Raw genomic sequence first — 13,643 nt, 5'->3', positions numbered from 1 at the left:
TATGGCGGTTTTCAAAATAGTTCACCTTACAAAATATCAATATAATCATCCTATAAAAGAAAGTATTAATGAAATCCGGCTATTCCCACATCATTTTGAAAATCAGGAAGTATTGCAATATCAGCTCTTAATTACACACAATCCTGATGTCGAGATTTCTGAAGATTATTATGGAAATCGAGTTGGCAATTTCAATGTTTTGGGGGCTCATACCGAAATGATAATTGAATCCCGAATGTTGGTTCGGGTGAATCATTCTCTTAAAATTCCGGAGATTGATGCCACTTCCGTGGAAGATATTCAGACAGAAAAAGAAAAAAGAATTATGCTACTGCGTCTTTGTTATCTGGATGATATTCAGAAACAAAATGAAATTGAAGCTATATTGAAAAAAATCAAGATTGAAGACAAATCCATAATTGAAATAGCGCAACAATGCAATGCTTACGTTTATGATAATTTCATTTACACTAAAGGAATTACCAATATTGAAACAACCGTTGATGAAATTCTAACGCTAAAAAAAGGAGTCTGTCAGGATTTTGCTCATATTCTTTTACAGCTTTTACGTACCGCCGGAATTCCATCTCGTTATGTTAGTGGTTACATTTGCCCCAATGAAAGCGGACTTCGAGGTGAGGGCGCAACACATGCCTGGGTAGAAATTTATACACCAAAGCAAGGTTGGTTAGGTCTTGATCCGACGAATAATATCTGGACAATGGACAATCATGTTCGTCTTTCTGTTGGAAGAAATTTTAGTGATTGTACACCCATTAAAGGAACTTTTAAAGGATTAGCGAGACAGACTCTTTCCGTTTGTGTTTCGATTGGTTATGAAGACGGAAGACAGTTCGAAGAAATTAATGATGTCAAACTTCAGGAAGTTTCATCACGCGTTCAGGAGCAACTCGATTATATGGATCATTTACAACAGCAACAACAATAAAAAAGGGAGCTCATAGCTCCCTTTTTTATTATCTGTTTTGTAACCATCCTTCCGGATTGTTATTTGATGTATTTTGAAGAATCAAAAACTTAATTACTGTTTTTCCGGTATCACCACTGGTTCTTACTTTTCCGAGACTTTGTTTGATACTTACTTTATCGCCTTTTTCCACAAATACCTGACTTAAGTTTTGATACACAGTGAAATAATCTCCATGCTGAATCATAACTGCTCTGTTAATTGGAGATAAAACAATAACACTTGAAACCGTCCCTTCAAAAACGGCACGTGCTGTTGCACCTTGCTCTGTTGTAATCTCAACTCCAGAATTGTGTACTGTAATTGACGGATGAAGCGGGTGTGGCTGATCACCATATCCTAATGAAATAAATCCTTTTTCAACTGGCCAAGGCAATTTTCCTCGGTTGGCTTTAAAGTCAGCAGCAAGGATTTTTCCTTCTGGTGTTAAAGCAATTTTTGAAGAGGAAACCGGAGCAGTAGATGCCGTCGATCCCGGATTTTCTTTTGCTCTTTCTGCAGCAGCTTTTCTATTTGCTTCGGCAATGGCTTCACGTATCAAACGATCGATTTGTCTGTCGATTCTTTTTGCTTCTGCTTGTTTAGCTCTGGTATCAGCAATAATTTTATTTTTATCTTTTTTGATTGAATTAACCAATTTTTGCTGTTCCTTCTTTTCAATTTCCAAGCTTTGCTTTTCCTTTTGATTTTCAGCAATAATTTTTTTCTTGACCTGTCTTTGCCCATCCAATTTTGCATTGAAATCAACCAACTGAGCTGTTTTAGATTGAATTTCTAAACCTTGGTTTTTTCTGAAATTAGTATATTGTTTTAAATACTGTGCTCTTTTATAAGCTTGCAAAAAACTTTCAGAAGACAAAATAAACATTGCTCTACTTTGCTCTGAACGGCTTTTGTATGATTTCAAGATCATTTTTGCATAATCTTCTTTTAATACTTTCAATTCTTTTTTTAACTTATTAACCTGAACCTGATTAATATACATGTCATTGCTTAAAAGTCTCTCCTGCTTTGCGGTCGTATTGATTAGCTTTTCTTTCAGTTTAATTTTATTTGCCTGAATTAAAAAGACATTTACAGCCGACTTTTCTTTTTTCTTTACAGACTGCAGCATTTTTTCATTGTCTCTAATTTCCTGCTGGATTTGAGCTTTTCGCTGCTCCAGTTTTTCTTGTTGCGAATCCTGCGCCCACATAAAAGTTGTGGCACAAATAAAAATTAGGCTGAGGAGAAATTTTGGCATGTTTCTTTTTTCTTTTTGCAAATTTAATTAATTATAACTTTTTTATACCCACTTGGAACACTATATGGAAAAGAAAGTTCTTCATTAAACGTAATGTTATTATATTCCAAATTAATATCGGTCTTCCCTTTTGGCTGAACAGCATTAATTTCGATTTTGGTTGGTAGTATTCCCTGATCAAAAGTTTTACTATCAGAATATTTTATTGCTAACATTCTGTTTTCTGCAGGTTGCGAAATCTCTTCTTTTTGAATCAGATATTTTTCAGAGTCTAAATAGAATGCCTTTTTTATTTTTGCTTCTTTTTCATCTTCTAACCTGAAAAGATTTTCTACAATTGTCTGTGTGTATTTTCCTTTTCTTAAATCATCTAAAGCTTCTCCAACTAATAAATTTTGAACTTTACTATAATCCAATTCAGTTCCCAGCCATTTGCTTAAACTTGTAAAATCACCTTCGTAATAAGTTCCTTTTATTTTTTCATAGTAACTTACTGTAGTCGGCGTAATCAAGGCCTTTGCCATTGTGATTCCAAGAAAACGAACGCTTACTAAAATTTGCTTGTCTCTTTCAATTTTAATATCTGCAGTTACATTCTGACTTTGTTTTTCATCTTCATATTTAGCACTTGCCTTTATATTTAATGTTTTGAAATCTAATTTATTGTCGTAATGTTTTGAAATTGCTTTTTTATCTTCTTTTGGTGCTTCTACCGTTTTGTCTGTGTTTTGTACTGCGACGGCTTTCGATTTACATGAAATCACAAAAACCGACAGCAATACTAATGCTATATATTTTTTCATTTTCTACTTCTTTTGTTTTAATAACTCATTTGCTCTCAAAAAGTATTCCTCTTTTTTCTTAGCGTCTCCTAACCCATTATATGCCTCTCCAAGCTGAATATTAAAATTTGCTTCAAGTGTTTTATCATCGACCACATAATCGAGTCCCATTTCTAAAACGGTTTTTGCATTCTTAAATTGTTGTAACTTATTGCTTCCCAAGCCTGCATAATAGTAAAATTGAGGCTGGCTGGGATAAACTTCAATCATAGTCATCGCTCTTTTTGTCATCGGCTCAAACTGTTTTGCCTGCGTATAGGCTTCAAGCAAAAGCAAATTGGTTTCGCGATCTGTATCTGAATTTGCCTTTAAATCTTTTTCGTAATATTTAATTGCATTTTCAAACTGACCTTTGCTGTGATAAAATTTCCCTATTTCTTTTGCAACATCAACATTCTGATCGTTGTCAAAATAAGCAATCGCTTTCTCTAAATCAGGAGCATATTGCGGGTTTTTATTCACATAGATCAAAAACTCATTCAGCGTTCGATGTTTTATTTTTGAATCAATTTTTGAACTTGATAAAATCACATTCATCGACTTAATCGCCTGATCCGCTTTATTGGCATCCAAATATCCTTTGAACAAGCTAACTTGTGCCCATTCCGAATTCGGAATTTCTTTCGCCAACTGTTTTGCAACATCCAAAGCTTTATCTGTTTCCTCATTTTTTGAATACAAAAAAATCAGGTCGACATAGTTTGATTCTTCCTTCGGATTTTGCTTAATCTGCGCAATTAAATTTTCAATCTCAGAATTTTGATATTTTCCCTGCGATAAAATCTGTAATTTATATCTCTCTCGATCTTCAGATTTTCCGAATTTATCGTTCATCTCATTGATTGTCGAGAGCGCTTTATCATACTGATTTGTTAACATGTACAACGAAATCAAATCATCCTTGTATTCTTCGTCAAACGGAATAATTTTTTGAATTGTTTCGATTGCCAAAGGGTAGTTCTTGGTTTCATAACTTACATCATAAATTCCAAGCCAATACCATTTATTTTTCGGATCTAGCTGTGTTGCTTTTTCAAACGAACTTTGAGCACTGCTGTATTGTTTCAGGAAAAAGTAATTTTTTCCCAATTCAAAATAAGCTACTGCATCATTAGGTTTTAGCTTAATGCATTTTTCTAATGATACGATGGCTTTATCATAGTTTTCAATTCCTTTTTGTTTTAATGATTCATAAAAAGAGTCTTGGTATTCATCGGTTGCCATAGCAATATCTTCCGGTTCAGTCTGTGCTAAAACCGATGCTGAATTGCCAAGCAAAACGAAAAATAAAATTACAAAAACTCCTCTTTTCATCATTTACATAATTTTATTTTAAACTTCCATTTATTCCAAAACAGAATAGTCGCCAATGCTGATACTTGTAAATTTTCCATCATAACTAACATGGTTTCCAATCATCGCATTATCTAAGTTAGCATTTTTTATTTGAGAAAACGTCTGAACTAAACTGTTTTTTATAGTACTATCTGTTACATGACATCCTTTTCCTAAAGATACGTTTGGTCCTACGGTTGCATTTTTCAACACAACATTCTCTCCAATATAACAAGGAGGAATAATTGTCGAATTCTCTAATGTCACATCATAGTCAACTAAATGCTCTCCATCATTATGCAAAAACCCAAGCATTCTTGAATTGGTTTCAACGGTAACATCTTTATTTCCACAATCCATCCATTCGTCAACACTTCCGGTTTTGAAAACTTTTCCGTTAACCATCATTGCTTTAATACCATCATTGATTTGATATTCTCCACCATTCTGAATATTATTATCCAAAACTCCCTGAAGCTCTTTTTTCAAATCACCAACTTCTTTAAAATAATAGATTCCGATAACAGCTAAATCGCTGACAAATTCTTTTGGTTTCTCAACCAATTCTATAATTTCATTATTGTTATTTAATTTTACAACCCCAAATGCTTCTGGCTGATCTACCTGTTTTACCCAAATTACAGCGTCTGCCGCCGGATCTAATTCGAAATCAGCTCTGATCAATGTATCTGCGTAAGCAATAACTGCAGGCCCAGATAAAGATTCTTTGGCACACATAATTGCATGACCCGTTCCTAATGGTAAATCCTGACGGTAGATCGATGCTTTTGCACCTAATCCTTTTGCTAAATCTTCTAAACTTGCAACAACATCATCTCCAAAAAAAGCTTCATCCCCTAAGATAAAAGCCACTTCCTCAATAGGCTGCTTTAAAATTTTAGCAATGTCTTCGACTAAGCGATGCACGATTGATTTTCCTGCAACCGGAATTAATGGTTTAGGAACAGTTAAAGTATGTGGTCTAAGTCTTGAGCCGCGGCCGGCCATTGGAACTATTATTTTCATTTTTATATTTATTTTTTATGGAAAGATTACAAAAATCTTCCTGAGTTGGTTCTTGATTTAATTTTTAACCGCAAAGAGCGCAAAGAATTTACGCTAAGTTCGCTAAGGTCGCAAAGTTCAAAACTGATTACTTAACTGCGACTGAAAACTTACTTAACGCCTGTACTTCCAAATCCGCCGGCGCCTCTTGAAGTTTCTGATAATTCTTCAACTGCAATCCATTCTGCTCTTTCGTGTTTCGCGATAATTAATTGAGCGATTCGTTCACCGTTTTCGATTACGAATTCTTCATTTGATAAATTTACTAAAATTACCCCTATTTCGCCTCTGTAATCGGCATCAACGGTTCCGGGTGAATTTAAAACGGTTACTCCTTTTTTGGCAGCCAATCCACTTCTTGGTCTAACCTGTGCTTCGTATCCAATTGGTAATTCAATAAAAAGACCGGTTTTTACGATCGTTCTTTCTAAAGGTTTAAGCGTAATTGATTCTGTTAAATTAGCACGTAAATCCATTCCTGCCGAAGCAATTGTTTCGTAGTTTGGTAAATCGTGCTGTGATTTATTTATAATTTGTATTTTCATTTTTATTTAAAAAGCTTAAAAAGTAAGATTACTTTCTATTCATAATTCCTTTGATCGTCTCTTTTTCGTTATGATAAACAAAATACATAAAGCCTAGTAATAACGGAATTCCGACAAAATAATTTTCTCTAAACCCATAAAAAGAAATAGCCGAGAATACTATTGAAATTCCAAGATAAGCTCCAATTTTGTTCATATCATAAGGTATTGGGTAATATTTATTTCCTAAAACATAAGAAATCAACATCATACTTCCGTAAGCAGAAATAGTGGCAATTGCAGAACCGTAGTAACTGTATTTTGGAATTAAAAAATAATTTAAAACCAAAGTTACGATTGCACCAACAATTGAAATATAGGCACCAATTTTTGTTTTGTCTGTCAATTTATACCAGACCGATAAATTGTTGTAAATACCTAAAAAGAAGTTCGCCAAGATAATTAATGGGACCACTTTCATGGCTTCCCAATAGGATTTATTATCAAGCAGCAAAAACTTTAAAATATCTGCAAAAACAATTACTCCTAATAAAATTAAGGATCCTAAAATCACAAAATATTTGGTGATTACGGCATAAGTTTGTGGAGCATTTTCATTTTTAGCATGACTGAAAAAGAAAGGTTCGATTCCTAATCTAAAGGCCGTTGCAAACAAAACCATAAATAAACCCAGTTTATAACAGGCAGAATAAGCTCCAACTTCAGACTTCGCTAAATTCTCAGGTAATAAATATCCTAATAGAATTTTATCGAAATGTTCATTAACGGCAAATGCAAGTCCGGCAACCAAAATTGGCAGACCGTATTTCATCATTTTTTTCCAAAGTACGGGATCGAATTTTCTTCCCAGTGAAAGATAATTCGGAGATAGCACAACAAAAGTGGCCAAACTCGCCAATAGGTTTGCAATGAAAATATAAGCAATCTGGAAATTCTCTACATATAAATTATCCCAAACCGAATTAGGATTTGAAGCGGCCAATTTTGGCAAGTACATTAAAAAGAAAATATTCAGCAATAAATTGATTATAACATTTCCAATTTTAATTGCTGCGTAAACCATTGGTCTCTGATTGGCTCTAAGTTTAGAGAATGGCACTAGTACCAAAGCATCTAAAACTAAAATCCAAACCGAATAGGTAACATATTGTGCGTCTACTTCGGCAAGGCTTGCCAACGTATTTCTAAAAATTAAGGCAACAAACAAGAAAATTATCGAAGACCAAAATATCGAAATTGTAGAAGTAGCAATTACATTTTTCTTGTCCTCTTCAGCGCTGTAAAATCTGAAAAAGGCGGTTTCCATTCCGTAAGAAAGGACAACATTGAAGAAAACCATCCAGGATAAAACAATCGAAACTTCACCGTATTCTGCAGTTGGTAAAATACCGGTATACAATCTTACTAATAAAAAACTCAGCATTCGCGGTAATACCGTTGCTAGTCCGTAAATCGCAGTTTGCTTGAATAGATTTTTATATAATCCCAAAATAATTTAATAATAAGGTTTGTAAAACAAAAATAACCAATTCTTTGGTTTAATACTGATTTTGCAGGTTCAATAAAAAAAGTAAGATACTTTTTTATTGCGTTAGTTTATTTTCATCCAAAATTTTAACAAAATGAAATCCTTTTGGCCCGTAGCCCTGATTGTAGTAAAAACGGTGTGCGGCAAAATTTCCTGTAAAAGCATCCAGAACAATACTGCTACAGTCGAGATCAATGGCTTTTTGTTCAATATAATCTGTCAGTAATTTTCCGATTCCTTTTGAACGTTGTTCTGGATTAACTACAAAATTATCGATCTCAAGATATTTTCCTGTCCATAATTTAGTGGAGGACCAACAGCCTGTTATGCCTAAACAAACGCCCGCTTCAAAAACACCAATCTGAATATAATTGTGCGGAACCATCTCTGAAAGAAATGATTTGTATTTTTCGATAGAAAGTTTTGGATATAGAAAACGCATCGTATCAATTTGAGCCAGCATTTCTTCTATTGTAATCAGTTCCTGAATTTGTAGTCCCATTGTAAAAAGTATAGACTTCAAAAATACTCATTTTTTTTCATTGCCTAAATATTAGTTAAAATAATGGACATGTGAAATCTATAAATAAAAGTTAATAATTATGTAACTATTAATTAATAGTCTGTTCTTAAATTTGTTATCACAGGGATTGAGAAAAGCTAGAAATACAACCCTTATAAAAAAGAAAAGCATTGGGACTAATAAAGCTAGTTTGTTCCCACAAAAGACAAAGCACATAGGGAGTGATTCTGCTGAAATGTAACCCTTAAAAAAACAGAGCATTGGGACTAATAAAGCTAGTTTGTTCCCACAAAAGACAAAGCACAAGGGATTGATTCTGCTGGATTGTAACCCTCAAAAAAACAGAGCACTGGGATTGATAAAGCTAGTTTGTTCCCATAAAAGACAAAGCGCTGCAGATGGATTTCTGCCTGGTAAATTTATAAAATGGTATTGATTCTTGGTTTTTGAGTAATTCCAGGAATCACCATTTTATAACTCAAATAGAAAAAGATAAAAACTACTATATTTTAAAAAGAGCTGACAATTGGGGATGTCAGCTCTTTTTGCTTTTAAGATTCTTTATTTTTCATTTCTAAGTTAACATTTTGCTCCGTTTCCTTTGGTTCCGGGATATCTTCTTCGGTCAATGTTTTCAATACTTTGTTGGTGATTTTTTTTAATTTCACAATTCGGTTTGCCTGATTCTGGACACATTTTTCAAATAGATTCCTAACCACTCTGGCATTTCCAAAACTTTCATTTTTACTTTCGTAGAGTAAATCAAAAGTATCTGCTAGTTTTTCTTTTGCATCATCAGAAATAATAAAATCAGATTTTGAACAAAAGGATTCAAAAATTTGAAATAATTCACTCGGAGTAAAATGATCAAAATGAAAATAGCGATTAAAACGAGAGCGTAATCCAGGATTAGATTCTATAAAAATCTTCATTGGTTCAGTATATCCCGCAACTACAACTGCCAGATCTTCGCGATGATCTTCCATTCTTTTTAAAAGCGTATTTACAGCTTCAGCTCCATAATCATTCCCAAATGCATTTTGCGATAACGCATAAGCTTCGTCCACGAATAAAACTCCTCCAAGACTCGATTCTACAGCATTGTCAACTTTTGTCGCTGTTTGCCCAACATAGCCCGCGACAAGTCCTTCCCGATCTGTCTCATACATTTGACCTTTAGATAAAAAACCCAAATGTTTAAAAATTCGACTTAGAAGTCTCGCTACAGAAGTTTTTCCGGTGCCGGGTGGCCCAAGAAAAACGGTATGCAAAGTTATTTCAACATTCTTTAATCCTTGGGCAGAACGCTTTTTTTGTATTTCAAGTAAATTGATTAGTTCCGAAACGTCTTTTTTTACTTCTGCTAAACCAACTAATTCGTTTAATTCTTTTAGTACTTTTTCGAGCGTATCTTCTTCCGGAAGATGATCTATCTGCTTTTTGTCAATTTTTGATTTGTCTAAATTTAAACCCATATAATTCTGAAAAGCTTTTATGTTTTCAAATTTTCTATCAAATGCAAAATGAATGAAATTTTGGTATTTTAATAAAACTTCTTCTAATTGATTATGCTTTTTTTCAGATAAAACTTCAGGAACTAAATATTGATTTTGATACGCATTTGAAGCTACTATCTTGTTTTCCTTTTTTATTTTTAAAAGGTGATTTTTGAATTCCTGTGTAAAAATCAATTGATTCAATTCATTTGCTGAAGTTGCATCTGCGAAATGTTTGTTGCGTAATACATCATAATAATAGGCCAGAACAAACTCTTGCTTTTCAGTTTTTTTTGCAGGTTCTCTTTCATAAAGATCTAAAATGTCTGAAAGAAAAAAATGTTCTGCTTTAAACAATAAACCTTTTGAGGAAACAGGATTTACAGCCTGATTTATTTTCTGAATAAAATCTGTGTCCTGATTTAATGCATTGCAAATTTCAAGAATGTCTTTTGTTTCTTTTTGCAGATCCATAATAAATGAAGCCGTAAAAACGGCTTCATTAGAATTTATATTTGTTTCTAAATATTTTTTTAGAGACAAAAATGATTCTTCAATAATCGATATCGGATTGTTCTTTTTTGACATACGCTAATTTAAGAAATCATCATTTGATGAATAATTTCTTTTGATAATTTTAAGTGATCGTCACAATAATCTTTCCAGGCCAAGCCCATATCTCTCAGGTCATATTTCGCTACAATTGTTCCGTAGTGTTCCTGTTTTCCATTTATAGTTGGATAACCAATAACGTAAATAGTCTGCGCCAATTCAATAGCCAATTCAATATCATGCGTAGAAAAAATAACAGTATTAAAATCTGATGATTGTCCAAGAAGTTCAAAAGACTTTTTTACTTCCTCAATATTTCCAACATCCAATCCGGAAAAAGGCTCATCCAAAACAATAAATTGATCCGATGAAAATAACTGTTCAATAATCGCCGTTCTTTGTCTTTGCCCGCCAGAAAGTTCGTTAGGATATTTGTCTTTACAGTTTTCCAACCCCCATTCTTTCAGGTATTTTTTTATCTTTTCCTCTTTTTCAGTATTTGACAATGTTGTTTTTCTTAGTGAAAACCGCAAAGCCTGAGTAACTGTTTTATGTCTAAACAAAGTATATTTTTGATCCACAAAACCTATGTCTCCTTCGTTTACCGATTTAGCGGCATTAGGTTCTTTATTTTCAAAATCTCTAATGAGAATTTTTCCAGAATTCGTCGGAATCAAACCAGTCAATGCTTTAAAGAAAGTTGATTTTCCTCTTCCCGATCTTCCAACAAAAGCTACAACTTGTCCAGTACAATGAACTCCATCTCTAACAACGTCTTTTTCTATTAGGGTTATATCTTTTATAATAACAGTATCATCGTAGGCAACACTAAGATTTTCTACATATAAAAGCGTCTCTTTATATTCGTGTTTCATGATTATATTTTTGAATATCTAAATAGTGCTTTTCTTAAGAAGTTTATTCCTGCATCTAAGCCAAGACCTATTAATAAAATGATAATTTGAAGTGCAATGATTCGTCCGGTATTCATGAATTTATCCGAGTTTTTAATTAAAAACCCTAATCCACCAGAAGCTACCACAATCGATTCAACTGTTACCAGCATCATCCATGTGATGGCAAGATTTTGTCTGATGACATCAATTACATAATCTACCCTTCCTAAAATGATAACCTGCCAAAGCACCTCTAACCGAGTACATTTCAGCATTTTTGCATGATCAAATTCTTCCTGTGGAATGTCTTTGATAACGGCAATTAATGAAGTTGTTAAGAAAGTAGTCAGAAAAATGACCAAGATCCAAACCTGCATTGCTCGTGCATCATGAACTACCATTGTAATATAAAATGAAAGTCCGGTAAAAGGCAAAAATCTAAATTTTGTAACAAATTCAGCAACTGGCTTCAATAAAGGAATTGGCCAGGCATAAGCAAATAATAAAGAAATTATCGTGGCTAAAAAAATCGAAATAAAACATAAAGACAACGAATTGAAAATATGTACCACTAAACCTTCTCTATACAAATCAGAAAATCCAGTTAAAACCTGAGCAGGAGATGGGAAAAGATGTTTTTCGCCAGCTGTTGTCGCAAACCAAATAACAATCAAAAGAACTAACCAGCCTATTAAAATAAGCGTTTTGTTCATTTTTGATATTTTTTCAAAGGGAGTTAAAAGTTTTATCATAGTTATTGTAAAAGGCTATCCGTTAAGATAGCCTTTTAATATTTTTTATTTTAATAAAGTGATAACCACACGTCTGTTTGATGCTTTTCCTGAAGCAGTATTATTATCTGCAACCGGATCGCCTTGACCTTTTCCATCTACTAATTGGAAACGGCTTGCAGGAATACCTTTTTGTTTCAGGTAATTTACAACTGCCTCTGCTCTGCTTTTTGATAAAGCCAGGTTAGCATCTGCATTTCCAACATTATCTGTGTGACCAACAACCGTTAATTTTGTATTTTCCGCTTGTATTAAAAGATTGTAGATTTTTTCTACTTCTCTACTAGAAGAGTTTGAAATCTCAGCACTTCCTGTATTAAAATTAATTTTCCATTCTCCAGAAGCTACAACTTCTTTTGCCTCTGAACTATAATCTGCTTTATCAGCTGAAGTAGATTCGATATCATTGATGTTTTTCAAGAAAAACAAGTTTACAGCCTGATCGTAAGGAACTACTGCTCCAACATTTTCATTAAATCCAAACGGATTCAATTCTGTCAAATATCCGGAAACCTGATTATAAACCGATTTGTATCTGTTCACACCGTCTGATAAACCAAAATATTGCATTACGTCAGCATAATTAAATACTTTAGATCCACCCATATTATAAGTCAATCCCGCTTTTGTTCCTTGTTGTCCTTTGAACATTTTGTACCAATATTCAGGAGTTTCAAGTTTATAGGTATCAGCAACCGCTTGTGAAGCTCTCACTTTCCAGTCTTCATAGTTTTTCATTTGATTTGAAGCCGTCAATGCCGATTTCAAAATATTAGAAACAATATCCGGATTTTTCTCAGCCCATTCTTTAACTCCAATAAGAGCAGTTGGCATTTGGTTATTGAATTCTTTTGTAGAAACAATATCAACAAAACCAGTAAGTTTATCAAAAACTGTTTTATCTCCAGGTGTCCATGTCGCACAACCATCGATTTTTCTGTTTACAGATTTTCCTGTTAATTTTCCGTTTACTACTTCTTTCAAAGTAACCGTCCATCCAGTTGTCTGAGATTTGATTAATTCTTCTGCCGATTTAATATAATCATCATTTTCAGATGGATAAATATTCACCGCATCTGCATCATAAGTAGTTGGATCAGGATTTACTTTTAATCCGTTTGCAAAACAATAGTTTACAGTAGTAACCCAGTCACCATCTCCAAGAACTGCAGAAATAACAGAACCTTTCATCGTTTTTGGATCAGACTTCCAGCTTGGTGGCCCGATTAATTTATCTTCACCATAACTCATACCGACAACACCCATAACTTGTAAATGGTATTTATCTTTTCCGTATTTTTCGTCTAATGATTTTTGAACAGAGCTAATGTAAAATGGCGCACCGTCACCCATAATCATAACAGCAAAAACACTTTTATCTGAAGAAGGGAAAGCTTCACCTTTATCAAATTCCTCGATAAATTTCATTTGCATATTACGCAATTCTGAAAGCCAGTCCTGACGAATAATTTCAAGATTAACTCCGTTTTTTTCCATCAATGATCCTTTTGTTGTTTTTGGACCACCATTCGAAACAATAATTCCAGACTGCGCATTCCATGCATAAGCACCAATTTTCACTAAAGGTTTGTCTGCAACTTCTGAAGATATTTCTGTCGAAGGAAGTGCAATTTTTTCGGCATTCGTAACATTATTAACATCTGTCTGGTTCAGCTCAATTCCGTTTAATTGTTTTGAAACTGCAGTCTTAATTCCAGGAGACAAATAATAAACTCCTCCTAAAATTGCACCAATTCCAGCAATAACTATTAATAATTCAGAAAACGTCGTTAACTTTTCTGTTCTTAAAATTTTTCCCATTTTATTTATAAAATTTAA

12 protein-coding genes are annotated in these 13,643 nt (G+C 33.5%); 1 reads left to right on the top strand and 11 read right to left on the bottom strand.

Annotated elements, in window-relative coordinates:
• Position 1 precedes the first annotated feature (1 nt).
• Complete coding sequence (locus AC3ITQ_RS05330) at positions 2-949, top strand: transglutaminase family protein (protein WP_489237117.1); 948 nt, start codon at positions 2-4, stop codon at positions 947-949.
• A 28-nt stretch (positions 950-977) separates the two neighbouring features.
• On the opposite strand, the gene AC3ITQ_RS05325 is transcribed toward AC3ITQ_RS05330, so the two are convergent.
• The 11 genes from AC3ITQ_RS05325 to AC3ITQ_RS05275 form a co-directional block, all read right to left on the bottom strand.
• Positions 978-2,231: a murein hydrolase activator EnvC family protein gene (locus tag AC3ITQ_RS05325; protein WP_489237116.1), complete on the bottom strand. Its 1,254-nt coding sequence runs from the start codon at positions 2,229-2,231 to the stop codon at positions 978-980.
• Between the two features lie 23 nt (positions 2,232-2,254).
• Positions 2,255-3,034 (bottom strand): lipoprotein insertase outer membrane protein LolB1, encoded by a 780-nt coding sequence (gene lolB1, locus AC3ITQ_RS05320; protein ID WP_489237115.1) that lies wholly within the window; start codon positions 3,032-3,034, stop codon positions 2,255-2,257.
• A 3-nt stretch (positions 3,035-3,037) separates the two neighbouring features.
• Positions 3,038-4,387, bottom strand: coding sequence for a tetratricopeptide repeat protein (locus AC3ITQ_RS05315; protein ID WP_489238897.1), 1,350 nt, complete (start codon positions 4,385-4,387; stop codon positions 3,038-3,040).
• A gap of 30 nt (positions 4,388-4,417) precedes the next feature.
• A complete protein-coding gene (locus AC3ITQ_RS05310; RefSeq protein WP_489237114.1) occupies positions 4,418-5,434 on the bottom strand; it encodes a sugar phosphate nucleotidyltransferase in 1,017 nt (338 codons plus the stop codon).
• Positions 5,435-5,583: 149 nt separating this feature from the next.
• The gene (gene dut / locus AC3ITQ_RS05305) at positions 5,584-6,018 is read right to left on the bottom strand and encodes a dUTP diphosphatase (RefSeq protein ID WP_489237113.1); all 435 of its coding nucleotides are present in this window, start codon (positions 6,016-6,018) and stop codon (positions 5,584-5,586) included.
• 28 nt (positions 6,019-6,046) lie between these two features.
• On the bottom strand, positions 6,047-7,507 hold the full coding sequence (locus AC3ITQ_RS05300) for a lipopolysaccharide biosynthesis protein (protein WP_375030908.1): 1,461 nt from the start codon (positions 7,505-7,507) through the stop codon (positions 6,047-6,049).
• A 94-nt stretch (positions 7,508-7,601) separates the two neighbouring features.
• On the bottom strand, positions 7,602-8,048 hold the full coding sequence (locus AC3ITQ_RS05295) for a GNAT family N-acetyltransferase (protein ID WP_489238895.1): 447 nt from the start codon (positions 8,046-8,048) through the stop codon (positions 7,602-7,604).
• Between the two features lie 572 nt (positions 8,049-8,620).
• Entirely contained in the window at positions 8,621-10,153 is a 1,533-nt protein-coding gene (locus tag AC3ITQ_RS05290) for an AAA family ATPase (protein ID WP_489237112.1), read from the bottom strand.
• Between the two features lie 8 nt (positions 10,154-10,161).
• Complete coding sequence (locus AC3ITQ_RS05285) at positions 10,162-10,992, bottom strand: ATP-binding cassette domain-containing protein (RefSeq protein ID WP_489237111.1); 831 nt, start codon at positions 10,990-10,992, stop codon at positions 10,162-10,164.
• Positions 10,993-10,994: 2 nt separating this feature from the next.
• Positions 10,995-11,726 carry an ABC transporter permease gene (locus tag AC3ITQ_RS05280; RefSeq protein ID WP_489237110.1) on the bottom strand — a complete coding sequence of 244 codons (732 nt, stop codon included), beginning with the start codon at positions 11,724-11,726 and terminating at the stop codon, positions 10,995-10,997.
• An 84-nt stretch (positions 11,727-11,810) separates the two neighbouring features.
• Positions 11,811-13,625 (bottom strand): phosphate ABC transporter substrate-binding/OmpA family protein, encoded by a 1,815-nt coding sequence (locus AC3ITQ_RS05275; protein WP_194656385.1) that lies wholly within the window; start codon positions 13,623-13,625, stop codon positions 11,811-11,813.
• Between the last annotated feature and the right edge of the window lie 18 nt (positions 13,626-13,643).

It is taken from the genome of Flavobacterium sp. KH_001 (assembly GCF_057840745.1).
The sequence above is the reverse complement of the archived record's forward strand: the minus strand, read 5'-3'. Positions and strand labels throughout refer to the sequence as shown.